This is a genomic window from Streptomyces sp. NPDC014864, from assembly GCF_043081525.1.
Classification (GTDB): domain Bacteria; phylum Actinomycetota; class Actinomycetes; order Streptomycetales; family Streptomycetaceae; genus Streptomyces.
This window is the reverse complement of record NZ_JBIBWT010000015.1, coordinates 138,317-162,268: the sequence shown is the minus strand read 5'-3', so window position 1 is coordinate 162,268 and position 23,952 is coordinate 138,317. Positions and strand designations below refer to the sequence as shown.

General features: G+C 72.0%; 19 protein-coding genes and 1 pseudogene. 11 read left to right on the top strand and 9 right to left on the bottom strand.

Features of this window, described 5'->3' with window-relative positions; translation table 11 throughout:
- Positions 1 to 25: 25 nt before the first annotated feature.
- The 5 genes and pseudogenes from ACF1A5_RS25550 to ACF1A5_RS25530 all read right to left on the bottom strand — a co-directional run.
- Positions 26 to 1,189: pseudogene (locus ACF1A5_RS25550) on the bottom strand (IS1380 family transposase); the annotation flags it as partial.
- A 192-nt stretch (positions 1,190 to 1,381) separates the two neighbouring features.
- The gene (locus tag ACF1A5_RS25545; protein WP_392195194.1) at positions 1,382 to 2,326 is read right to left on the bottom strand and encodes an amino acid ABC transporter permease; all 945 of its coding nucleotides are present in this window, start codon (positions 2,324 to 2,326) and stop codon (positions 1,382 to 1,384) included.
- Positions 2,323 to 2,970 carry an amino acid ABC transporter permease gene (locus ACF1A5_RS25540; protein ID WP_392195193.1) on the bottom strand — a complete coding sequence of 216 codons (648 nt, stop codon included), beginning with the start codon at positions 2,968 to 2,970 and terminating at the stop codon, positions 2,323 to 2,325. The genes ACF1A5_RS25545 and ACF1A5_RS25540 overlap by 4 nt, the downstream gene beginning before the upstream one ends.
- A gap of 162 nt (positions 2,971 to 3,132) precedes the next feature.
- Positions 3,133 to 4,050 (bottom strand): glutamate ABC transporter substrate-binding protein, encoded by a 918-nt coding sequence (locus ACF1A5_RS25535; protein ID WP_392195192.1) that lies wholly within the window; start codon positions 4,048 to 4,050, stop codon positions 3,133 to 3,135.
- Positions 4,051 to 4,151: 101 nt separating this feature from the next.
- Positions 4,152 to 4,928: an amino acid ABC transporter ATP-binding protein gene (locus tag ACF1A5_RS25530; RefSeq protein WP_392195191.1), complete on the bottom strand. Its 777-nt coding sequence runs from the start codon at positions 4,926 to 4,928 to the stop codon at positions 4,152 to 4,154.
- A gap of 286 nt (positions 4,929 to 5,214) precedes the next feature.
- Between ACF1A5_RS25530 and ACF1A5_RS25525 the strand changes: the two genes are divergently transcribed.
- Positions 5,215 to 5,901 (top strand): response regulator transcription factor, encoded by a 687-nt coding sequence (locus tag ACF1A5_RS25525; RefSeq protein WP_392195190.1) that lies wholly within the window; start codon positions 5,215 to 5,217, stop codon positions 5,899 to 5,901.
- A 9-nt stretch (positions 5,902 to 5,910) separates the two neighbouring features.
- Positions 5,911 to 7,320 carry an ATP-binding protein gene (locus ACF1A5_RS25520; RefSeq protein ID WP_392195189.1) on the top strand — a complete coding sequence of 470 codons (1,410 nt, stop codon included), beginning with the start codon at positions 5,911 to 5,913 and terminating at the stop codon, positions 7,318 to 7,320.
- Positions 7,321 to 7,538: 218 nt separating this feature from the next.
- Here the strand turns inward: ACF1A5_RS25520 and ACF1A5_RS25515 are convergent, their stop codons facing one another.
- Positions 7,539 to 8,537, bottom strand: a complete 999-nt coding sequence (locus tag ACF1A5_RS25515) for a TAXI family TRAP transporter solute-binding subunit (protein WP_392195188.1) — start codon at positions 8,535 to 8,537, stop codon at positions 7,539 to 7,541.
- A gap of 95 nt (positions 8,538 to 8,632) precedes the next feature.
- Between ACF1A5_RS25515 and ACF1A5_RS25510 the strand changes: the two genes are divergently transcribed.
- Positions 8,633 to 9,037: a MazG nucleotide pyrophosphohydrolase domain-containing protein gene (locus tag ACF1A5_RS25510; RefSeq protein WP_392195187.1), complete on the top strand. Its 405-nt coding sequence runs from the start codon at positions 8,633 to 8,635 to the stop codon at positions 9,035 to 9,037.
- Positions 9,038 to 9,105: 68 nt separating this feature from the next.
- Here the strand turns inward: ACF1A5_RS25510 and ACF1A5_RS25505 are convergent, their stop codons facing one another.
- Positions 9,106 to 10,494, bottom strand: a complete 1,389-nt coding sequence (locus ACF1A5_RS25505) for a glycosyltransferase 87 family protein (protein ID WP_392195186.1) — start codon at positions 10,492 to 10,494, stop codon at positions 9,106 to 9,108.
- A 162-nt stretch (positions 10,495 to 10,656) separates the two neighbouring features.
- Here ACF1A5_RS25505 and miaB point away from each other — a divergent pair, with 162 nt between their 5' ends.
- Both miaB and ACF1A5_RS25495 read left to right on the top strand, forming a co-directional pair.
- Entirely contained in the window at positions 10,657 to 12,177 is a 1,521-nt protein-coding gene (gene miaB, locus ACF1A5_RS25500; protein ID WP_392195185.1) for a tRNA (N6-isopentenyl adenosine(37)-C2)-methylthiotransferase MiaB, read from the top strand.
- A 330-nt stretch (positions 12,178 to 12,507) separates the two neighbouring features.
- A complete protein-coding gene (locus tag ACF1A5_RS25495) occupies positions 12,508 to 13,221 on the top strand; it encodes a class III extradiol dioxygenase subunit B-like domain-containing protein (protein ID WP_392195184.1) in 714 nt (237 codons plus the stop codon).
- Positions 13,222 to 13,246: 25 nt separating this feature from the next.
- Here ACF1A5_RS25495 and ACF1A5_RS25490 read toward each other — a convergent pair whose 3' ends face one another.
- Entirely contained in the window at positions 13,247 to 13,678 is a 432-nt protein-coding gene (locus tag ACF1A5_RS25490) for a hypothetical protein (protein WP_392195183.1), read from the bottom strand.
- Positions 13,679 to 13,874: 196 nt separating this feature from the next.
- Here ACF1A5_RS25490 and miaA point away from each other — a divergent pair, with 196 nt between their 5' ends.
- The 6 genes from miaA to hflX all read left to right on the top strand — a co-directional run bounded on the left by miaA (position 13,875) and on the right by hflX (position 22,616).
- Positions 13,875 to 14,813, top strand: coding sequence for a tRNA (adenosine(37)-N6)-dimethylallyltransferase MiaA (gene miaA / locus ACF1A5_RS25485; protein WP_392195182.1), 939 nt, complete (start codon positions 13,875 to 13,877; stop codon positions 14,811 to 14,813).
- Positions 14,814 to 14,921: 108 nt separating this feature from the next.
- Positions 14,922 to 15,422, top strand: coding sequence for a hypothetical protein (locus ACF1A5_RS25480; protein WP_392195226.1), 501 nt, complete (start codon positions 14,922 to 14,924; stop codon positions 15,420 to 15,422).
- A 155-nt stretch (positions 15,423 to 15,577) separates the two neighbouring features.
- Positions 15,578 to 16,447, top strand: a complete 870-nt coding sequence (gene dapF, locus ACF1A5_RS25475; protein ID WP_392195181.1) for a diaminopimelate epimerase — start codon at positions 15,578 to 15,580, stop codon at positions 16,445 to 16,447.
- 301 nt (positions 16,448 to 16,748) lie between these two features.
- Positions 16,749 to 19,253, top strand: a complete 2,505-nt coding sequence (locus tag ACF1A5_RS25470; RefSeq protein WP_392195180.1) for a RelA/SpoT family protein — start codon at positions 16,749 to 16,751, stop codon at positions 19,251 to 19,253.
- An 88-nt stretch (positions 19,254 to 19,341) separates the two neighbouring features.
- Positions 19,342 to 20,928: a M1 family metallopeptidase gene (locus tag ACF1A5_RS25465; RefSeq protein WP_392195179.1), complete on the top strand. Its 1,587-nt coding sequence runs from the start codon at positions 19,342 to 19,344 to the stop codon at positions 20,926 to 20,928.
- A gap of 359 nt (positions 20,929 to 21,287) precedes the next feature.
- Positions 21,288 to 22,616: a GTPase HflX gene (gene hflX, locus ACF1A5_RS25460; RefSeq protein ID WP_392195225.1), complete on the top strand. Its 1,329-nt coding sequence runs from the start codon at positions 21,288 to 21,290 to the stop codon at positions 22,614 to 22,616.
- Between the two features lie 70 nt (positions 22,617 to 22,686).
- On the opposite strand, the gene ACF1A5_RS25455 is transcribed toward hflX, so the two are convergent.
- Positions 22,687 to 23,907, bottom strand: coding sequence for a trypsin-like serine peptidase (locus ACF1A5_RS25455; protein WP_392195178.1), 1,221 nt, complete (start codon positions 23,905 to 23,907; stop codon positions 22,687 to 22,689).
- Positions 23,908 to 23,952 lie beyond the last annotated feature (45 nt).

Sequence of the window (23,952 nt, the reverse complement as noted above, 5' to 3'; positions counted from 1 at the left end):
GATCACGGCCTTGTGCAACACCCTTCGCGATCTGGACGATCTCCAGCCAGATGCGGTTCTGGGCGGCGTCATGCAGGGGGAGGTTCCGCAGGCCGGTGGCCCGGGCGGCCCTGATGCGGTCCTCCGCGCGGGCCCGCAGGCGGTGACGGAGTTCGAGGTCGGCGATCGGCAGGTTGTTGGTGTTGGTGGCGAAGCAGGTCAGCCGCATGCCGTCCGCGTCGATGAGTCTCAACTGGGCCCCGGGGGGCGGTCTTTCTTTGCGGACGATCAGCCGCATGCCCGTGGGCCAGCCGGCCAGGACATCGCCGCTGAGTTCGGCGACCCAGGCGCCGTCCCGGATCTCGCGGTCCGGCTCGACGGCCGGTGTCCAGGCCGACGCCGGGACCCTCAGCACGTGCTGGTGGATCGCGTCGGTGATCACCATGCCGACGGAATAGGAGAGCCAGCGCCCGCGCTGGGCGAGCCAAGCGACGAAGTCATGGGTGCCGCCGGCGGAGTCGGTGCGGATCAGGGTCTGCCGTCCGCGCCGGTATTTCTTCGGTAGTTGCGCCAGTGCCAGGCGGGCGGCGGTGATGTGGTCGCAGGCGGTGTTCGAGCCCGCGTTGCCCGGTCTGAGCAGGGCCGCGACAGGTTCCCTGGTGCCGCCCGGGCCGTGGTCGACGAACCCCATCAGTGGGTGGTGGCCATAGGCCCGCTTCCAGGTCGGGGCGGCGTCCTGCTTGTCGGAGTGCGCGATCACCAGCACCCCGTCCAGGTCGATGGTCACCGTCCCGTCCGCGTCCGGCGCCTTCCGGCCCGCCAACCGCCAGACTGCGTCACGGACTCCGGACCGGGCGGAGCGGATGGCCCGAAGGGCGGTGTCGCCGCAGGAGGCAAGGGTGTCGATCAGGCGGGAGACCGTCGGGTCGGAGGCGACCGGCCCGAACACGGCCGGCTCCGTCCGCAGCATGCCGACGTCGGCCAGGCAGTCGCCGCCCATCGCGATCGCCAAGGCGAGGTCCAGGACAACCTTCCCCGGATCGTGGACGGCCCGCGGCCTCCGCCACGGAGCAAGCGCGGCGGACATCGCCTGGTCAAGACCGGCCTTGCGGAGCGTCTCCAGCAGCAGGACCGAGCCGGCCTGCGAAACCACCTGGCGGCCGTCCCCCTGGACACGGACACGCGGGTACGACGAGATAGGCTCTCTCACCTGGAAAGTGCTCTTTTCCTTGCAGCCAACAGGACCCTCAGCAAGTCCCATCGTTGCAGGTCAAGGGCACTTTCCGCGTTTCTGATCAGCTCTTGGACAGCCTGCCTCGTGAAAGCGCGAGGCTAATCCGAGGCACCGCAGGTGTCCTGGCCGTCCCCACCGCGGCGGCCAGGACACCTGCGCTTCGGCGGGCTACCTCACTGTTTTGTTGGCGTCGCCGTCGGCTGCGCCGAGGGACCCTCCGGTCACGTCGAGCACCCCCGGCTGCTCGGCCGGTTCGGCCGCAGCCGCCACGGCGACTCCGGTCCTCGTACGGCGCCCCCGCCGCTCGATCCAGGTCGCGAGCGAGGACAGCGCCAGACACATCGCGATGTAGATCGCCGCGACGACGATGGTGACCGCCGTGAACGGGTTCTCCCCGTTGACGATGATGTTGTTCGCCATCGTCCGCGTGGCGAACAGAAGCTCCGTGTAAGTGATGACGTAGCCGAGCGAGGTGTCCTTCAGGGTGACCACGAGCTGACTGATCATCGTCGGCATCATGGAACGCACCGCCTGAGGCAGCAACAGCGTCGTCATGACCTGGTACTTGCGCAGACCGAGCGCGTACGCGGCCTCCACCTGTCCCCTGGGCACCGCGTTGATGCCCGCGCGGAAGACCTCGGCCTGGACACAGCCGTTGTAGACGGTCAGGCCGATGACGAGACCCCAGAACGCGGTGTTCTCCCCGACGACTCCGAGATCGCTCTTGTAGGTGAGGAACAGCACCCACAGGGCGTAGATGGTGATGAGGAGCGGGATCGCGCGGAACAGTTCGACGAAGGTGGTCGCGACCCAGCTGACTGCCCGGTGCTCGGAAAGCCGCGCCACGGCGAGCAGCAGCCCGAGAGCCAGGGACAGCGCACCCGCGAGGGCGAACACCTTCAGGGTGGTCAGTACGCCGTCGCGGATGTTTGTGCGCACCCCGGCGTTGTTGAAGATATCCCAGACCTTCGGGTCCAACTGGCCCTTGACGTCCAGCCGATATACGACGAAGGCGAGCACGGCGGCCACGGCCAGCGAGCCGATCACCGAGTAGAGGCGGTTGCGGGTACGGGCCTTGGGACCCGGCGCGTCGTACAGAACGCTCGAACTCATCGTGCGACCCCCAGACGTCGCTCCAGCAGTCGGAAAAGACCGCTGATCGAGAACGTGATCACGAGATAGCCCAAAGCCACCCACAGAAAGATCCAGGCGATGGCGAACCCTTGGTCGCTCAACATCTTCTGCACGCCGAACAGCTCCGTGACGCTGAAGGCGCCCGCGATCGCCGAGTTCTTGGTCAGCGCGATGAAGATCGAGCTCAGCGGCGGGAGCACGGTGCGCGTCGCCTGCGGGAGGACGATGAGACGCAGGGTCTGCGAGAAGGTCATGCCGATAGACCGGGCGGCCTCAGCCTGCCCCAGGGGCACGGTGTTGATGCCGGACCGCACGGCCTCGCAGACAAAGGCCGAGGTGTACAGGCCCAGGGCCAGGAGTGCCTTCGCCCACGGGCTGAGCCCCGGCACGAAGATGACCGGGACGACGAACCAGGCGATGAGGAACAGCAGGGTGAGGGGGGTGTTCCGGAAGAGGGTGACCCACGCGGTGCCGAACATCCGCAGCGGAGGCACGGGGGAGACACGGAACCCGGCGATGATGACACCCAGCACCATCGCGAGGACTCCGCTGGCGAGGGTCAGCAATACGGTGCCGATGAACCCCTCGCGGAATTCAGCGAGATGGTCGAGCAATACGTTCACGGGGAGGTCCTCGTGGCGGTGTACGGGCAGGGAAGAGCGCGTCCACGGCGGTGCGCCGAGCGGCGCCGCCGGGACGGGCCGGCCTGCCGACCGGCCCCCGGTGAGGGACCGGGGCCGGTCGGCAGACCCGTCCGACGCTGTAGCTGCGACGTCTCGGACTTGTCAGTAGCGGTTGACGGCCGGCGGCTCCGTGTACGGGGACCCCGACAGGCCGAGGGTCGCCTCGTACGCCTTCTTGTAGTCGCCGTTCTTCTCGTGCTTCTCGATCGCGTCGTTGACTGCGTCGCGCAGGGCCTTGTCGTCCTTGTTCATCCCGACGCCGTACGGCTCCTGAGTGAACGGCTTGCCGACCACCTTGAGCTTGGTCGGCCGCTGCGCCGCGTAACCCTTGAGGATCGCGTCGTCAGTGGTCACGGCGTCGACCTCGTTGTTGAGCAGCTGCTGCACACACTCGGAGTACTTCGACAGCTCAACCGTCTTGGCCCCGTACTTGGGCTTCTTGATCTCCTGCAGAGGCGTGGAGCCCTTGATGGAGCAGACCGTCTTGCCCTTAAGTGAATCGGGTCCCGTGATGCCCTTCTCGTCCTTGCGGACGAGCAGGTCCGCGCCGGCCAGGAAGTACGGACCCGCGAAGCCGACCTGCTTCTTACGCTCGTCGTTGATCGTGTACGTACCGACGTACAGGTCGACCTCTCCCTTGGAGATGGTGGTCTCACGGACGTTGGAGTCGACGGTCTTGAACTCGATCTGGGAGGGCTTGAACCCAAGGTCGGCGGCGACCATCTTGGCGATCTCGATGTCGAAGCCGGTGCGCTTGCCGCTCGTGTCCTCGAAGCCGAGATACGGCTGGTCGTTCTTGGCGCCGATGACGAGCTTGCCGGCCTGCTGGGCCTTCTTCAGCGTGGGGGAGCCAAGCTTCACGCTCCCCGCGACGGCATACGTCGGCAGCTTGGGCGCGTTCGAGCCGCTGGCCTCGCCCGCGGGCTGGTCGCCGGCGTTGCCGGATTCCCCGCCGCAGGCCGTGAGGGCCAGCGCGAGCGCGGTGAGGACTGCCGCGGAGGCAGACGTACGGAACTTCATCGTGGACATCCTTCGAGTCGGCAGATGCATGAGCAGCATCGTGGGTGTCACTTGGCTCGGACTCCCGAGGTCGTCGGAGTCGGCGGGACGTGGGCTCGGCGTCAGTGGTTGAGGATCTTCGACAGGAAGTCCTTGGCCCGGTCGCTGCGCGGGTTGCTGAAGAACTGGTCGGGGGTGGCCTGCTCGACGATCCGGCCGTCGGCCATGAAGACCACACGGTTGGCGGCCGACCGGGCGAAGCCCATCTCGTGGGTGACGACGATCATCGTCATGCCGTCCCGGGCGAGCTGCTGCATGACCTCCAGGACCTCGTTGATCATCTCCGGGTCCAGGGCGGAGGTCGGCTCGTCGAAGAGCATGACCTTCGGGTCCATCGCCAGCGCCCGGGCGATGGCCACGCGCTGCTGCTGGCCGCCCGAGAGCTGGGCGGGGTACTTGTCGGCCTGGGCGCCCACGCCCACCCGGTCGAGCAGGGCACGGGCCCGCTCCTCGGCCTTCTTCCTGTCCGCCTTGCGGACCTTGACCTGGCCCAGGGTGACGTTCTCGAGCACGGTCTTGTGCGCGAAGAGATTGAAGGACTGGAAGACCATGCCGACGTCGGCGCGCAGCCGGGCCAGCTCCCTGCCCTCGTGGGGCAGCGGCTTCCCGTCGATCGTGATCGTGCCCGAGTCGATCGTCTCCAGGCGGTTGATGGTGCGGCACAGGGTGGACTTCCCGGACCCGGAGGGCCCGATGACCACGACGACCTCGCCGCGGGCGATCGTCAGGTCGATGTCCTGGAGCACGTGCAACGCGCCGAAGTGCTTGTTGACGCTCTTCAGGGCGACCAGATCCCCGGTCGAAGCCACGTCTTCCTTGGCCATCGATACTTCGGTCATCGCTTCTCTGGCTCCGTCCTCCTCGGTTTCGGAGGACACTAATTTCCACGTACGACCTGCGTCATTACATCTGAGGGAGATCTGAGCATCACGATCCGATAGCAATCGGACACGTGTCGTAGCAGTGGCCGCCGGGCCGCGTACCGGCTGCATAACGGAAGCCGTGCGCGACCGGAACCCTCTTGACGCCGTCGTCGTCCATCAGCGTGACTGCCATGGTGCACACGTGCGTGCACACGCCTCTACAGACCACGATCGTACGACGCATGAACCGGAGGGGGCCGGGATGAGACTGCTCCTCGTCGAGGACGACAACCACGTCGCCGCCGCCCTGTCCGCGATCCTGGCGCGGCACGGTTTCGACGTCACGCACGCCCGCAGCGGCGAGGAGGCCCTCCAGGCACTCGTTCCGGAGAGCGCCGGCTTCGGGGTGGTCCTGCTCGACCTGGGCCTGCCCGACCAGGACGGCTACGAGGTCTGCGGCAAGATCCGCAAGCGCACCAGCACTCCGGTGATCATGGTCACCGCCCGCTCCGACGTCCGCTCCCGCATCCACGGCCTCAACCTCGGCGCCGACGACTACGTCGTGAAGCCCTACGACACCGGAGAGCTCCTCGCCCGCATCCACGCCGTCAGCAGACGCACCGCCCACGAGGAGCAGGACAGCGGCGGCGAGACCGCGCTGCGCCTCGGCCCCGTGCTCATCGAACTGCCCACCCGGCAGGTCAGCGTCGACGGCTCGGTCGTCCAGCTGACCCGCAAGGAGTTCGACCTCCTCGCCCTGCTCGCCCAGCGCCCGGGTGTCGTCTTCCGGCGGGAGCAGATCATCAGCGAGGTGTGGCGCACCAGTTGGGAGGGCACCGGACGCACCCTGGAGGTGCACGTCGCCTCCCTGCGCTCCAAGCTGCGCATGCCGGCCCTGATCGAGACCGTACGCGGCGTCGGCTACCGCCTCGTCGCCCCGGCCGCGTAGCGGGCACGGGTGCGCACGCGTCTTCTGCCGCTGCTCATCGTCCTGATGGCGGCGGTGCTGCTCGCGCTCGGCGTCCCGCTCGCCGTCAGCGTGGCCGCGGCCGAGCAGCAGAAGGTGGTCGTCGACCGGATCGACGACACGGCACGCTTCGCCGCCCTCGCCCAGTTCGTCACCGACCGCCCCTCCGGCTCCCGCCAGACGACCCCGGACGAGCGCCGCGACACCCTCGGCCGTGAACTCGAGAGCTACTACGAGGTCTACGGCATTCGGGCCGGGGTCTTCTACCGCACCCGCACCCCCATGGCCAACGCGCCGACGGACTGGTTCCTCCCCCGGACGGGCGAGGTCCGCGACGCGTTCCAGGAGGCGCTGCTCAGCCGCCGCAGCCACGACCCCGCCCAGGTCTGGCCCTGGCAGCGCCGCCGGCTGGTCGTCGCCTCGCCCGTCATCCGGGACGGGGACGTCGTCGCGGTCGTCGTCACCGACTCGCCGACCGGGCAGATGCGGGCGAGCACACTGCACGGCTGGCTGCTCATCGGCGCGGGGGAGATCGCCGCGATGCTGCTCGCCGTCGGCGCCGCGCTGAGGCTGACCGGCTGGGTGCTCAAACCCGTCGGGGTCCTCGACGCCACCACGCACGACATCGCCACCGGACGGCTGAAGTCACGGGTCGCGGTGGCCAGCGGGCCGCCGGAACTGCGCCGGCTGGCCCGGTCGTTCAACGAGATGGCGGACAACGTCGAGGACGTGCTGGAGCAGCAGCGCGCCTTCGTCGCCGACGCCTCGCACCAACTGCGCAACCCGCTCTCGGCACTGCTGCTGCGCATCGAGCTTCTCGCGCTGGAGCTGCCCGAGGACAACGAGGAGATCGCCTCGGTCCGCACCGAGGGCAAGCGCCTGACCCAGGTCCTGGACGACCTGCTCGATCTGGCGCTAGCCGAGCACGCCGAGGCGGACATCCGGCTCACCGACATCGGCGCGCTGACCGGGGAACGGGTCGCGGCCTGGGCTCCGGCCGCCGAGGCCAAGGGGGTGCGGCTGGTGGCGGACTGCCCCGCCACCACGGCATGGGCCGACCCGGTGGCGCTGTCGTCGGCGCTGGACGCCGTGATCGACAACGCGGTGAAGTTCACCCCGGAGGGCGAGCGGGTCGAGGTGACGGTCTCCGCGGACGGCGGCACCTCGACGATCGTCGTCGCCGACCGCGGCCCCGGCCTCGCCGAGGAGGAACTCGCCCGCGTCGGAGACCGCTTCTGGCGCAGCGGCCGCCACCAGAACATCAAGGGCTCCGGCCTCGGCCTGTCCATCGCGCGGGCGCTCCTCGCGGCGGGCGGCGGCTCTATCGCCTACGACCGCAACGAACCGCACGGCCTGAGGGTGACCGTGACGGTGCCCAGGTCGGAGCCGGGGGCGGGGTAGGCCCAAGGGCGGGTTCGCAGGTGCCGGGGCGGATGTGCCGTTGGCGGGGGTGCTGCCCGTGGGCGTCCTGGGGGGTGTGTCCGCAGGTTCCCTGGAGGAGGTTGGACGGCAGGCGCCGGGGCCGGTGTGCCGCGGCGGAGGCGCCGGACCGCGGGCGCCCGGGCCTCAGGGCCGTGGTGTCCAGGCGCAGGGGCCGTGCGCCCGGGCGGCGGCGGGTGCTACGGCTTGACCGAGCGGTAGTAGCGGCGCGCGCCCTCGTGCAGGACCAGCGGGTCGGTGTAGATGGCGGTGCGCAGATCGACCAGCTGGGCCGAGTGGACGTAGTGGCCGATCTTGTCGCGGCTCTTGATCACCGTACGGGTCACCCAGTCGGTGAGGGTGGGGTCCATGTCCTTGCGGGTGATCAGCACATTGGACACGGCGATCGTCGGCACGGTCGAGCCCTGCTGGACGGTCGGATAGGCCGACTCCGGCATGTTCGTGGCGCGGTAGTAGCGGGTGGCGCCCCCCGTCGCGTGCAACCGGGCCACGAGGTCGGGCTCGATCGGCACGAAGCGGAACGCGAACTTCTCGGACAGTTGCGTGAGCCCGGCCGTCGGCAGCCCGCCCGACCAGAAGAACGCGTCGATCGCGCCCCGCCGCAGCTGGTCCGGGGCGGTGTCTATGCCGTCGCGCTGCGGCCGGATCCCCTTGACCGGGTCGATCCCCGCAGCCTTGAGCACCCGGCCGGCGATCAGCCGCACCCCCGAGTCCTGGGGCCCGATCGCCACCCGCTTGCCCCGCAGGTCCGCGACGGAGGCGATGCGCGAGTCACGCGGGACGACGAGCTGCACGTAGTCGTCGTAGAGGCGGGCGACACCGCGCAGGCGGGCGGTGCCCGGTCCGTCGTTCAGCTCGTACGTCTCCACCGCGTCGGCCGCGGCGATCGCGAAGTCGGCCTGTCCGGTCGCCACGCGCGCGACGTTCTCCTGGGAGCCGTCGCTGTTCCGCAGCCGCACCTTCAAGCCCGGCAGCTCCCGGTCGAGCTCGGTGCGCAGCAGCGTGGCGTACTCCTGGTAGACGCCGCGGGAGGTACCGGTGCTGATGGTGATCGTCCCGCTCGGCGGCTCGTCGCCCAGCGGCAGCAGCCACCACAGCAGGAGGCCGAGCGCCACGACGCCGGCGGCCGCGCCCCGCAGGGCCCCGCGCCTGCCGATCCGGGAGAACATCTTGGACATGCGCGCGATCCTGCCAGCAGGGACGCCGTGCTGACCAGGGCCGGGCGCCCGCATGCCCGGGCGGGGAGGTCCCGGGCGGCGACTACAGTCGCCGTATGAGCTCCTCGCCCGCCGATCTCGTCCGTGAGTTCCACCGCGCCTTCGGGCTCGACACCCGCGGCACACCCGCCGAGGTGTCACCGGAACTCGCCGCGCACCGCGGGGAACTGCTCGCCGAGGAGGCCGCGGAGGTCGCCGAGGTCTCGGTCGGCGGACCGCTGGACCGGCTCGCGCACGAACTGGCGGACGTCGTGTACGTGGCGTACGGCACAGCTCTGGTGCACGGCATCGACCTCGACGAGGTGATCGCCGAGATCCACCGCTCCAACATGACCAAGCTCGGCCCCGACGGGAAGGTGGCCCGCCGCGCCGACGGCAAGGTGCTCAAGGGCGACCACTACCGCGCACCCGACGTGTCGGCCGTCCTGCGCCGTCAGGGCTGGACGCCCGAGGGCGCCTGACATCCACGCGTCGGGATGGTGCGGTGCCCCGGCGTGCCCGAGACGCGCCGGTCGGCCGCCCCGCGTGGTCAGCGGCTGCCTTCACGCACGCCGTTCCGGGACGGCGCGCGGCCCGAGGGCGGGAGGGGCACCTGGGGAACGGGACGGTCCGGATTCCGCGCCCGATCTGCGGTCCGCGCCCGGTCCGTGGCCGGTGCCCGGTCCGCGGGCAGCGCCCGGTCCATGGACGGCGCCGGCTCGGCGGCCGCCCGGGCGGGGAACGGCCGCGCGCACCGCACGGCCAGCGCCGACGCGAGCAGGGCCAGGGTGACCGCGTCCTTGAACGCCCGGCGCATCGGGGCGTCCAGCAGCGGAAACGTGAACTCGGGGACCTGCGGGAGGAGCGCCGCCCAGAACCACGGCGAGCGCGTCACCGAGTCCCTCTCCAGCGCACCGGCCACCAGCAGCGGCACGACGACGACCAGATAGTGGTCGTAGGACGGGCGGGACACCAGGTAGGACGCCAGCATGAGCATCGCGGCCGTGTCCGCGAGCCGCGCCGGGCCGGGGTCGGCGCGGCGGCGGCGCAGCCAGGCGCACCCCACGCCGGCCGCCGCCGCGGCCAGGGCGACCCCTTCCGCGAGGGCGGGCGGCACCCCCAGGCGCGGCAGCACCGCGGGCAGGGAGGAGTCGAACGGACGCATCAGGGCGTCCCCGCCCTTGAGGAGGAAGGGCAGCGTGCGGGTGAAGAACCCGCCCGGGTCCGGCATCATCAGGGCCGCGCCCAGCGACAGTGCCGCGGGCAGTCCCGCCATCCACGCCAGGGCGCGCCACCGCCGGGCCAGGACGAACAGCAGGACGACGGGCAGCAGCAGCGGCTTGACGGCCACGGAGATCCCGAGGACCACCCCGGCGGCGTCCCAGCGTCCGCGGTCCGCCAGCAGCAGCGCCAGCGGCAGGGCGAGGGCACTGACGGCGGTCCAGTTGCCGAGGTTCACCAGGTGGCCGACGGGCGCCCAGGCCAGCACCAGTCCCAGCAGTCCGAGGACCGCGAACCGGCTTCGCGCCGGCACCCGGAACAGCCGTACGGCGCACCACCAGCCGCCGGCGATCAGCGCCACGCAGACGACGGGCGCGGCGACGCGCAGCAGGGGCGCCGGCAGCGCCGCCTGCGCCCCGGCGAACAGCACGGCGCTCGGCAGGTACAGAAACCGCCGGTCCGCGTAGGGGGCGCCACCGTGCAGCCAGACCTGCCCGGCGTGGACGACGAAGGCGTTGTCCATGCCGCCCCCCGCGAAGGCGACCGCCACCCGCGCGGCCCGGGCGGCCAGCACGACGGCGAGGAGCGCGACCGTGACGGGCCCGGCCGGACGCAGCAGCCACGCGCGCAGCGCCCCGGCCGAGGGGACGCCGGCCCGGGGGGCGCCGATCGAGGTGGCGCCGGGCGCGGTCGTCCGGAGGGCGTCACGAAGCTGCATCACACCTGCCTGTCCGGGAGGGTCCGCGGGAGCGGCGCTCCGCGGTGGCCATGCTGCGACCCCATTTTGTGCTCTTTGCCCTCATTTCCCGGTGATTCCGGTGAGGCGTTCCCCGCCCTTCCGCCGTCCGGACGCACTTCGCGGACCGCCTACCCTTGTGGCATGAGCAGCATCGACCGGAGCCGAGAAGTGGGCGTCACTCGCAGCTATGAGATCCGCACCTACGGGTGCCAGATGAACGTCCACGACTCCGAGCGGCTCGCCGGGCTGCTCGAGGACGCCGGCTACGTGCGGGCGCCGGAGGGGGCGGACGGCGAGGCGGACGTCGTCGTCTTCAACACCTGCGCCGTGCGGGAGAACGCCGACAACCGGCTCTACGGCAACCTCGGCCACCTCGCGCCGAAGAAGGCCGCGCGGCCCGGGATGCAGATCGCGGTCGGCGGCTGCCTCGCGCAGAAGGACCGCGACACCATCGTGAAGAAGGCGCCCTGGGTGGACGTCGTCTTCGGCACGCACAACATCGGCAAGCTCCCGGTCCTGCTGGAGCGCGCACGCGTCCAGGAGGAGGCGCAGGTCGAGATCGCCGAGTCCCTCGAGGCCTTCCCCTCCACGCTGCCGACGCGGCGCGAGAGCGCGTACGCGGCCTGGGTCTCCATCTCGGTCGGCTGCAACAACACCTGCACCTTCTGCATCGTCCCCGCGCTGCGCGGCAAGGAGAAGGACCGCCGCACCGGCGACATCCTCGCCGAGATCGAGGCCCTCGTCGGGGAGGGCGTCTCCGAGATCACCCTGCTCGGCCAGAACGTCAACGCCTACGGCTCCGACATCGGCGACCGCGAGGCGTTCAGCAAGCTGCTGCGGGCCTGCGGGAACATCGACGGCCTGGAGCGGGTCCGCTTCACCTCCCCGCACCCGCGCGACTTCACCGACGACGTCATCGCCGCGATGGCGGAGACGCCGAACGTGATGCCGCAGCTGCACATGCCGCTCCAGTCCGGCTCCGATCCGGTCCTGAAGGCCATGCGCCGCTCCTACCGGCAGGAGCGCTACCTCGGGATCATCGAGAAGGTCCGGGCCGCCATCCCGGACGCGGCGATCACCACCGACATCATCGTGGGCTTCCCCGGCGAGACCGAGGAGGACTTCGAGCAGACGCTGCACGTGGTCCGCGAGGCCCGGTTCGCGCAGGCGTTCACCTTCCAGTACTCCAAGCGGCCCGGCACCCCGGCCGCCGAGATGGACAACCAGATCCCCAAGGAGGTCGTCCAGGCGCGCTACGAGCGTCTCGTCGTCCTCCAGGAGGAGATCTCCTGGGAGGAGAACAAGAAGCAGGTCGGCCGCACGCTGGAGCTCATGGTCGCCGAGGGCGAGGGCCGCAAGGACGGCGCCACGCACCGCCTCTCCGGTCGCGCTCCCGACAACCGGCTGGTCCACTTCACCAAGCCGGAGCAGGAGGTCCGCCCCGGCGACGTGGTCACGGTGGAGATCACCTACGCCGCTCCGCACCACCTGCTCGCCGAGGGCGCGGTGCTCGACGTGCGCCGCACCCGCGCGGGCGACGCCTGGGAGAAGCGCAACGCGGCCGAGGCGGCCACGCCGGCCGGCGTGATGCTCGGCCTGCCCAAGATCGGCGTTCCGGCCCCGCTGCCGGCGGCCACGGGCAGCGGCTGCGGCTGCGACTGATGGGCGGCAAACGGCTGCGTCTGGTCGGCGGCCGCGGCTGAGTGGCGCGGGCTCCGGCTGAGTGGCGCGGGCTCCGGCTGAAGGCCGGACGGGCCGGCCCCTGCGGCAGCGGCCGCGAGTGACCGGCTGCAACGACTGCGCCTGACCGGCGGGCGCGGCCGGGGGCCGGCTCCGGCTGAGGCGCGGAGAGGAGCCGGCCACTACTGCGGCTGAAGACCGGGACCGGCCGGCGGCTGAAGAGCACCGGCTGCGGCGACCGGGCGACCGGCTTCCGGCTCTCCCACCCCGGGGAATGCCGTACCGGCGGCGAGCGGCGTTACCCTGCCGATCATGCTTGTCGCCGCCGCAGTCTGCCCCTGCCCGCCCCTTCTCGTCCCCGCGGTCGCCGCGGGAGCCGCGCACGAGCTGGACGTCGCGCGGGCCGCGTGCACCGACGCCCTCGGCGTCCTCGCCGCCGCCCGGCCCGACAGGCTCGTGGTCGTGGGACCGGCCGAGGGGCCCGGGCGCGGACAGCACCCCGAGGGCACCCCGGGCTCGTTCCGGGGCTTCGGCGTGGACCTCGACGTACGGCTCGGCCGGGACACGGGCACCGCGTCCGGGCGCACGCTGCCGCCCTCGCTCGCCGTCGCCGCATGGCTCCTGGAGCGGACAGGCTGGTCCGACGCGCCGATCGAGGGGCTCGGCGTCGGGGAGACGCTGGAGCCCGAGCGGTGCGCCGAGACCGGGCGGGACATCGCCGCGCGGTCCGAGCGGGTCGCCCTGATGGTGATGGGCGACGCCAGCGCCTGCCGCACCCTCAAGGCGCCGGGTTACCTCGACGAACGGGCCGCGCCCTTCGACGCGGAGGTCGCGCGCGCCCTCGGGGAGGCGGACGTGGCGGCCCTCAGGGCGCTCGACCCCGGACTGGCCGACGAGCTGAAGGCGTCGGGCCGGGCCCCCTGGCAGGTGCTCGCGGGCGCCGCCGAGGAGGCGGGCCTCTCCGGTGCCCTGCTCTACGACGACGCTCCGTACGGGGTGGGATACATGGTCGCCACCTGGTCGTGACGGCCCCGCGTCCGGCGCCCCGGCGTCAGGTGCGGGCGCCCTCGCCGACCTCGTGCCCGGCCGCCTCCGAAGCGGACTGCTGCCGGGGAAGCTCCACACCTTCGGCATCGGAGCCCGCGCCTGCCGGGCTCTTCGGCTCGTCGGCGGCCGGCTCCGCCACACCGTCCCCGGCCACCGGGGCTGCCGCGACCGCCGCCACAGTGCCCTCCTCGGCCCCCGCAGCCGCCACAGTGCCCTCCTCGGTCCCCGCAGCCGCCACAGTGCCGTCGTCGGCCTCCGCAGCCGCCGCGGCGCCGTCGTCGGTCCGCGCCGTCGCCGGCGCGTCCCCCTCGCCGGCGCCCTCCGCCTCCGGGCCGGCCGGCGCCGGGTCGAGATCGGTGCGGTCCGCTCGCTCCCCGGCGGCCGATGCCTCCTCCGCAGCCCTCGACCTGCCGAAAAGCCGCGCGAATACGCCCATGTCCACTCCCTAGGTCACTCCTGCGTGCGGGCGACGACCCGACCGGCCCGGCGCGTCCCACCGCGATGTCCCGCAAGGGGCGGACCGCGGCGGCCGGAATCCGGCAACGGATGTCTCACAACGCGCAACGAACCCCGGCCCGGGCCGTCACGTAACTCGTTCGAGGCGCCGCCAGGACGTTTGCGAGACTGGTGCGGTGAGCAGTGCACCCACCGCCCCCCGTGTCATCGCCGTCGTCGGCCCCACCGCTGCCGGAAAGTCCGATCTCGGCGTCTTCCTGGCCCGGCACCTCGGCGGTGAGGTCGTCAACGCCGACTCCATGCAGCTCTACCGAGGGATGGACATCGGTACCGCGAAGCTGACGCCCGAGGAGCGTCAGGGCGTCCCGCACCACCTCCTCGACATCTGGGACGTCACGGTCGCCGCCTCCGTCGCCGAGTACCAGCGGCTCGCCCGGGAGCGGATCGACGCGCTGCTCGCCGCGGGACGCTGGCCGGTCCTGGTCGGCGGTTCCGGCCTCTACGTCCGGGGGGCCGTCGACAACCTGGAGTTCCCCGGCACCGACCCCGAGGTCCGCGCCCGGCTGGAGGACGAGCTCGCGCTGCGCGGCTCGGGAGCGCTGCACGCCCGCCTCGCCGCCGCCGACCCCGAGGCGGGGCGGGCGATCCTGCCCAGCAACGGCCGCCGCATCGTCCGGGCGCTGGAGGTGATCGAGATCACCGGCAGCCCCTTCACCGCCAACCTGCCCGGCCACGACTCCGTCTACGACACCGTGCAGATCGGTGTCGACGTGGCGCGCCCCGAACTGGACGAGCGCATCGCCCGCCGGGTCGACCGGATGTGGGAGGCGGGTCTCGTGGACGAGGTGCGCGCGCTGGAGGAGCAGGGTCTGCGCGAGGGGCGCACGTCCTCACGCGCGCTCGGCTACCAGCAGGTGCTCGCGGCGCTCGCCGGGGAGTGCACCCTCGACGACGCGCGCGCGGAGACCGTGCGCGCCACCAAGCGCTTCGCGCGCCGCCAGGACACCTGGTTCCGCCGCGACCCGCGAGTGCACTGGCTGAGCGGAGCTGCGGCGGATGTCACAGAACTTCCGCACCGCGCCCTGGCATTGGTCGAACGACCGGTTACAGCCTGATCACGTGATTGCATCGGGACGCCCAGGCCGTCATCCGGGCCTCCGGCGCCATGCCATCATCGAGCTTCGATCGACCAAGTGGAGTCCGAGTTGGGAGGGCGCGTGGCGATGGAGGCCGGCCCTCGCGACACCGCACAAGGCACCGAGCACATCATCGTGGAACGCGTTGACGCGGATCCGGACGAGGGCTCGCTGAGCCCCGACGGGCCCGACGAGACGCAGGGCGGTGTGACCGACGACGGTCCGGCGCCCGAGGAGATGTTCGTCGGGCCCCAGGTCGAGGTCGAGCTGCGCCCGCAGCGGCGGCTGCGCATCTGGCAGCTCGCCCCCATCGTCGGCCTGGCCGCGGTCGGCTCCCTCATGTTCGCCTTCCCGCTGGCCTTCGACTTCGGCGACAGCGGCGCCGTGATCGCCATGCTGGGCCTGCTGATCTGCTCCTGCGCGGCCGGCTGGGGCATGATGGCCGCCCGCCGGGTCGGCCACACCTGGCCGGGGTTCCCGCAGCGGGGTTCCGGCCGGCGCCCCGACTGGCGCGTGGTCGGCATGTACGCCCTCCTCGTCGCCGTGGTCGTGTTCCTCGCCGTGTGGAGAGTGGCCCGGCTGCGCTAGGCACGTCCGGCAGCCCATGGCCGTGCTCGTGCCCATGCCTGTGCCGAGCCGGGCAACCGAAGCCCGGAAGCCCTGCCCGGTGGGTCGTGCTCACGCGCCACCGACCGTGATCGGCCGGCGGTCCTGTGGACGTACCGACCACGTACGATCGAGGGATGAGCACGCGGATCGCCTTCCTCAAGGGGCACGGTACGGAGAACGACTTCGTGATCGTCCCCGACCCGGAGAACACCGTCGACCTCTCCCCGGCCGCCGTCGCCGCCCTGTGCGACCGCCGCGCGGGCATCGGCGGGGACGGCGTGCTGCACGTCGTACGGTCGGCCGCCCACCCGGAGGCCAGGGCGATGGCCGCCGAGGCGGAGTGGTTCATGGACTACCGCAACGGCGACGGCTCGGTCGCGGAGATGTGCGGCAACGGCGTTCGGGTCTTCGCGCGCTACCTCCAGCACGCCGGGCACGTGACGGAGGGCGACCTCGCGATCGCCACGCGCGGGGGAGTGAAGACCGTGCACCTCGCCAAGGACGGGGACGTCACCGTCGGCATGGGCCGGGCACGGCTCCCCGAGGGCGACGTCACGGTGAGCGTCGGCGAACGCAGCTGGCCCGCCCGGAACGTGAACATGGGCAACCCGCACGCGGTCGCCTTCGTGGACGACCTCTCGGACGCCGGGACCCTGTACTCCGCGCCCCCGTTCAGTCCGGCCTCCGCCTATCCGGACGGGGTGAACGTCGAGTTCGTGGTCGACTGCGGCCCCCGCCATGTGGCGATGCGCGTACACGAGCGCGGCTCCGGTGAGACCCGCTCGTGCGGCACGGGCGCCTGTGCCGTCGCGGTGGCGGCCGCCCGGCGGGAAGGCGCCGACCCCGCGGTCACCGGCAGCCCGGTGACGTACACGGTCGACCTGCCCGGCGGCACCCTGGTGATCACCGAACGGCCGGACGGCGAGATCGAGATGACCGGCCCGGCGGTGATCGTCGCCGAGGGCGAGATCGACGCCGAGTGGCTGGAAAACGCGGTTCGCTGACACCACGGCGGGCGAGGCATCGCAGCCGGGGCCGCCTTTCGTCACGGCCTCTCACCTGTTCGCGGGCCGGCCCCGGAAGTGAATCCACGGCTGACCGCCCATCAGGTGACCGGAAATCGTAAACCTCGCAACTATCGCTCGATTGGGTGATCCGTTTCACGCTCGCCGAGAGACGGCCGGTTGCGCGTGCTGGGGTCGGTAGCATCAAGCACCGGCCCGGACGGGGGAATCCGAAGCCATCCCCTGAGCCGTGTACGCCCTGGGGCACCCCGTCCGTCGGTCCACGCAGCCGGAGGTGCCCATGAGTGCGGATGCCACGAATCCTGCGACGCCGGGCCCAGTCGCTCCCGCGGCGCCCCGCAGGAGGGCGCGCCCCCGGATCGACCTGCGCCGCCTCGGCCGGGCGGCCTTGCTCGGCACCGCCTCCCGCGACCGGCTGCCCGACGCCATCGGCCACGTGGCCGAGGCTCATCGCGCCCACTTCCCCGACGCCGACCTCGAACCGCTGCGCCGCGCCTACGTCCTGGCCGAGTCCTCGCACCGCGGCCAGATGCGCAAGAGCGGCGAGCCGTACATCACGCACCCCCTCGCCGTGACCCTGATCCTCGCCGAACTGGGCGCGGAGACCACGACGTTGACGGCGTCCCTGCTCCACGACACGGTCGAGGACACGGACGTGACCTTGGATCAGGTCGGCGAGCAGTTCGGCGCGGAGGTGCGCTATCTCGTCGACGGCGTCACCAAACTGGAGAAGGTCGACTACGGCGCCGCGGCCGAGCCGGAGACGTTCCGCAAGATGCTCGTCGCCACCGGCAACGACGTCCGCGTGATGTCGATCAAACTCGCCGACCGGCTGCACAACATGCGCACCCTGGGCGTCATGCGCCCGGAGAAACAGGCCCGCATCGCCAAGGTCACCCGGGACGTCCTCATCCCGCTCGCCGAACGGCTCGGCGTGCAGGCGCTCAAGTCCGAACTGGAAGACCTCGTCTTCGCGATCCTGCACCCCGAAGAGTACGAGCACACCCGCGAGTTGATCGCGCACAACGCGGCCCGCCCGGACGACTCGCTGGCCGTGACCGCCGAGAGAGTCCGGACCGTCCTGCGCGAGGCCGACATCCAGGCCGAAGTCCTCATCCGCCCACGGCACTTCGTCTCCGTGCACCGGGTGGCCCGCAAACGCGGCCGACTGCGCGACTGCGACTTCGGCCGCCTGCTGGTCCTGGTCAACGAGGACGCCGACTGCTACGCGGTCCTCGGCGAACTGCACACCTGCATGACGCCCGTCGTCTCGGAGTTCAAGGACTTCATCGCCGTCCCGAAGTTCAACCTGTACCAGTCGCTGCACACCGCCGTGGCCCTCCCGAAGGCGCGGCCGGACGGCCCCGCGGGGCTCCCGGCGGACGAACAGGTCGTCGAAGTCCTCATCCGCACCCACCAGATGCACAAGGTCGCCGAGGCCGGCGTCGTCGCGCTGGGCAACCCCTACGCCCCGGTCGCCGACCCCTCCACCGCCGACACCACCGCCCTCGACGCCCCCGCCGACGGCGAGCGCGTCGACCCCACCCGGCCCGGCTGGCTCTCCCGCCTCCTCGACTGGCAGCGGGCCGCACCCGACCCCGACACCTTCTGGTCCACCCTGCGCGAGGACCTCGCCCAGGACCGCGAGATCACCGTCTTCCGCCCCGACGGCGGCAGGCTGGTCCTGCCCGAGGGGGCCAGCTGCGTGGACGCCGCTTACGCGCAGTACGGCGAGGACGCGCACGCGTGCATCGGCGCCCGGGTCAACGGCCGGCTGGCGACGCTGAGCACCGTCCTGCGGGACGGCGACACCGTGCAGCTCCTCATGGGCCAGGACCCCGCCTCGGAGCCCTCCAGGGAGTGGCTGGACCATGCGCACACCCCGGCAGCGCGCATCGCGATCCAGCGCTGGCTGACGGCCCATCCGGCCCCGGCCGGCGACGGGACCGGGGAGAACGTGGCCGCATACTCCCCTTCTTCCGGTTCTTCCGGTCCGGCGGCCGGAGCGCCGGGGAGACCCGCCTCGGTCGCCCTCGCCCCGGACGGCCCGGCCGGCGCGGCGGCTTCCGACGGCACGAGAGAGGGCGCAGGTCCGGGAGGGCGGGAGGGCGCGGAGGCCGGGGAAGGCGACGCCGTGAATTCCCTCCCGACCACGAGCGCCGCACCGACAGCGCAGACGGCACACGCCGCACACGTCGCACAAATCCCACGGACCGCACGGGGATCACACGGGGCACGGACCGGACAGTTCACACAGCCCGCACAGACACCGCAGGCCGCACCACCCGCCGACGGCACCTCCGCGAGCGGCCCGGCCCGCCGCCCCGGCCGGGCGAGCGCCGTGGTCGTGGACCGGCCGCGGGCGACCGCGCGGCTCGCCGGCTGCTGCACTCCGGTGCCGCCCGACGAGGTGACCGGGTTCTCCGTGCGCGGGGGAGTGGTGACGGTGCACCGCGTGGAGTGCTCCGCGGTGGAGCGGATGAAGGAGGCGGGGCGCGCGGAGGTCGCCGTGCGCTGGGGCGACACCACCGCGTGCCGGGTCACGCTGCTCGCCGAATCGTTCGGCCGCCCGCATCTGCTCGCCGACCTCACGGAGGCCATCGCCCTCGAAGGCGTCGAGATCGTCTCGGCGACCGTGGCCCCGCCGGCCCAGCAGCGCGTCCGCCACACGTACACCCTCCAACTCCCCGACGCGGCCGGACTGCCCGCCCTCATGCGGGCCATGCGCAACGTCCCGGGCGTGTACGACGTGAGCCGCACCCAGCCCCAGCCGCCGAACGCCTGAGCGGAACCGACTGCCGGGAAAACCCCGTTCGGGTGGGCCGGGCGCGCGCCGCCGCCGCCCCGCCCGTGCGCGCTGGTAGCCGTGGTGCATGGCGATCACCTTCCGCAATCAGGTCCGCCCCTCCGGCCCCGGCGCCTCCGATCCAGGCGCCGACGTCCACCCCCACGACATCCGGCCGACCGGCCCGCGCCCCGCGGCCCGCCGACGCCCCCTGACGGCGGCACTGCTCGCGAGCGCCGCCTCCCTCGGCCTCCTCGCCGCGAGCGCCCCGCCCGCACCGCTGGGCGTCGGCGACAGGCTCTTCCCGACCCTCGGAAACCCCGGGTACGACGTGACGTCGTACGACCTCTCCTTCACCTATCCCGGCCGCAACAGCGAGCCGCTGCGCGCCGTCACCACGATCGACGCGCGGGTCACCTCCACGCTCGAGCGCGTGAACCTCGACTTCGCGCACGGCACCGTCGACTCGGTGCAGGTCGACGGACTGCCCGCGACGTTCGCCTCCGCCGGCGAGGATCTGGTGATCACCCCGGCCGTGCCGCTGCCCCGGGGCAGCTGGATGCGGATCACCGTGCACCACACCAGCGACCCCGTGCCCGAGAAGGGACGCGACGGTGGCTGGGTGCGCACCGAGGACGGCCTCGCCATGGCCAACCAGGCCGACGCCGCCCACCTGGTGTTCCCGTGCAACGACCACCCCTCCGACAAGGCGATGTTCACCATCCGGGTCACCGCACCCCACGGCTACACCGCCGTCGCCAACGGGCTGCCCGTCACCGACGTCGTGCCCGGCCGCGCCGGCCGGACCGCCGGCGAGACCACCTGGACGTACCGCACCCGCCACCCCATGGCCACCGAACTGGCGCAGGTCTCCATCGGCCGCTCCACGGTGCTGCACCGCACCGGCCCGCACGGCCTGCCCGTGCGGGACGTCGTCCCCACCGCCGACCGCGCGGCGCTGGAACCCTGGCTCGCCAAGACCCCCGGCCAGATCGCCTGGCTGGAGGGCAAGGTCGGGCGGTACCCCTTCGAGACCTACGGTGTCCTCATGGCCTCCGCCGCCACCGGCTTCGAACTGGAGACGCAGACCCTCTCCCTCTTCGAGAAGGGCATCTTCACCCAGCCCGCCTTCCCCCAGTGGTACGTCGAGTCGGTCATGGTGCACGAGCTCTCCCACCAGTGGTTCGGCGACAGCGTCACCCCGCGCACCTGGTCCGACCTGTGGCTCAACGAGGGACACGCGACCTGGTACGAGGCCCTGTACGCGGAGGAGAAGGCGGACAAGCCCATGGCGGTCCGCATGAGGGCCGCCTACGCCGCCTCCGACGGCTGGCGGGCCTCCGGCGGCCCGCCCGCGCTGCCCAAGGCGCCCAAGCCGGGCCAGAAGATCAGCATCTTCCGCCCGAACGTCTACGACGGCGCCGCCCTCGTCCTCTACGCGCTGCGCCAGGAGATCGGCAAGCCCGCCTTCGAGCGCCTGGAGCGCGCCTGGGTGCGCACACACCGGGACGGCACCGCGACCACGGCCGACTTCGAACGCCTCGCCGAACAGATCTCCGGACGCGACCTGAGCGGCTTCTTCCAGGCCTGGCTGTACGGCGCGAAGACCCCGCCGATGCCGGGCCACCCGGACTGGAAGCCCGCACCGCCCCGGCCGGCGAAGGTCAAGAAGTAGCTCCGGGAGGCGAAGCAATAACACCGTGGCGGGACGATCCGTGCCGTGCGACCATCTTCGGGTCGGCGCGGCACGGGGCACGGGAATCTCCCGGGGCACCCGAGCGTTGTGAGCAGTGACGGAGTGGCTGTCGAGGCCCTGAGGTTCCGCCGCGGCTCCGTCGCCGCACTACGGATTCCCAACGACGTAAGGACCCAATGACCTCCTCTTCTTCCTCTTCCCAGGCCACCAAGCGCCTCGCGCAGTCCCACCCCGAAGGTCTTCGGGCCGATGCCCTGATGGAAGAGGACGTCGCCTGGAGCCACGAGGTCGACGGAGCGCGGGACGGCGACCAGTTCGACCGCTCCGACCGCGCGGCCCTGCGCCGGGTCGTGGGTCTCTCCACCGAGCTCGAGGACGTCACCGAGGTCGAGTACCGCCAGCTCCGCCTGGAGCGGGTCGTACTCGTCGGCGTCTGGACCTCGGGAACGGTGCAGGACGCGGAGAACTCGCTGGCCGAACTCGCCGCCCTCGCGGAGACCGCGGGCGCGGTCGTGCTCGACGGCGTGATCCAGCGCCGTGACAAGCCGGACGCGGCGACCTACATCGGCTCCGGCAAGGCCCTCGAGCTGCGCGACATCGTCCTCGAGACGGGCGCCGACACCGTCATCTGCGACGGTGAGCTGAGCCCCGGCCAGCTGATCCAGCTGGAGGACGTCGTCAAGGTCAAGGTCATCGACCGCACGGCCCTGATCCTCGACATCTTCGCCCAGCACGCCAAGTCCCGGGAGGGCAAGGCACAGGTCGCGCTCGCCCAGATGCAGTACATGCTGCCGAGGCTGCGCGGCTGGGGCCAGTCGCTGTCCCGGCAGATGGGCGGCGGCAGCGGCGGCCTCGCCACCCGAGGCCCCGGTGAGACCAAGATCGAGACGGACCGGCGCCGGATCCGCGAGAAGATGGCGAAGATGCGCCGGGAGATCGCGGACATGAAGACCGGCCGCGAGATCAAGCGCCAGGAGCGGCGCCGCAACAAGGTGCCGTCCGTCGCCATCGCCGGCTACACCAACGCCGGCAAGTCCTCCCTGCTCAACCGCCTGACCGGCGCGGGCGTCCTGGTCGAGAACGCACTGTTCGCGACCCTGGACCCGACCGTGCGCCGGGCCGAGACCCCGAGCGGCCGGCTGTACACGCTGGCGGACACCGTCGGCTTCGTCCGGCACCTGCCCCACCACCTGGTCGAGGCGTTCCGCTCCACCATGGAGGAGGTCGGCGACTCCGACCTCATCCTGCACGTGGTGGACGGCTCGCACCCGGACCCGGAGGAGCAGCTCGCCGCCGTGCGCGAGGTGATCCGGGACGTCGGCGCCACCGACGTGCCCGAGATCGTGGTGGTCAACAAGGCGGACGCGGCCGATCCGCTGGTGCTCCAGCGGCTGCTGCGGGTGGAGAAGCACTCCATCGCCGTCTCGGCCCGCACCGGCCGCGGCATCGCCGAGCTGCTCACGCTCATCGACGACGAGCTGCCGCGGCCGTCCGTCGAGATCGAGGCGCTCGTGCCGTACACCCACGGCAAGCTGGTCGCCCGTGCCCACACCGAGGGCGAGGTGATCTCCGAGGAGCACACCGCGGAGGGCACCCTGCTCAAGGCCCGGGTGCACGAGGAGCTCGCGGCGGACCTGGCGCCGTACGTGCCCACGCCCGCGCTCTGACCTGCAGTCCGACCGGCAGCGCGAAGGCCCGCCCCTGCATCGCGGGAGGCGGGCCTTCGCCGTGCCGTCGTCAGCGGCCGCCGTACGTCCGGCTCATGTTCTGGTAGAGCGCCTCGGCGCCCCGGCCGAGCTGCGGTCCGGCCAGCCAGGTGTGGTCGGACGGGCCGATCGACGTGTTGGAGACCAGTTCGGTCCTGCCGTCGACCACCCGGAACCAGCCGCCGCCGGACGAGCCGCCGGTCATGGTGCAGCCGATGCGGTACATCGTGGGCAGGGCGGGGCTGAGCGACAGCCGGCCCGGGCGGTCGACGCACCGGAACATCTTCAGGCCGTTGTAGGGCGGCGCGGCCGGGTAGCCCCACGCGCCCATCTTGGCGGCCTCGGCGGCCGACGGGGCGGAGAAGTCCACGTCCAGGGCCGCGCCCACCGTCTCCTCCAGGGACTTCGCACCGGACTCCGGCTTCACGTGCAGCACGGCGTAGTCGTACGCCGCGCCCGCGCCGCCCGTCTCCGAGCCGCCCTGGATCCACTGGTCGGAGGTCGAGGCCCAGTCCGCCCACCAGGCGCCGTACGGAGCGACCTCGGTGGAGTCCGCGCCGCTCAGTTCGGAGGCGGGCCTGCCCAGGTCGTTGTAGGCCGGGACGAAGGCGATGTTGCGGTACCAGCCGCCGCCGCGGCCGGCGTGCACGCAGTGGCCCGCCGTCCACACCAGGTTGGACCTGCCCGGGTGGTTGACGTCCTTGACGACGGTGCCGGAGCAGACCATCGAGCCCTCGGGCGAGTCGAAGAAGACCTTGCCGACCGGAGCGGCGTTCTCGTGGTACGGGATCTTCTCGGCCTGCGCCTGGACCGGTCGCGGCTCCGGGTCGCTGACGCCCTCGGCGGGGGCGTCCTTGGTGACCGTCTTGTTGGCCTCCTGCGCGGACTTCATCCGCTCCGGCTTCCACAGACCCTTGATCATCGGGTTGACGAAGTCCTTGGCCTCACTGAGCCACTTGTCCCGGTCCCAGTTCTTCCAGCCGCCGTTCTTCCACTGGCCGACATCGATCCCGTGCTCCTTGAGCTTGTTCGCGATGTCGGCCGGGACGTGGACCTTGCCGTCGTCGCCGCCTGCCGCCCGCGAGGCGGTGGCGGCGGGTCCGGCGCCCTCGTCCTTGCCGTCGGAGCCGCCGCAGGCGGTGGCCGTGAGCGCCAGGACCGCGACGAGACCGCCGGCCACGAGGACGGTGCGCCGCCGGTCGCGGCGGGACACCGAAGGCGTACGTATGGAACGCGTACGTATGGAACGCATGGTGTGTAGACCCCCGTTGAAGCGTGTGGGGACGGCTCCCGCGGT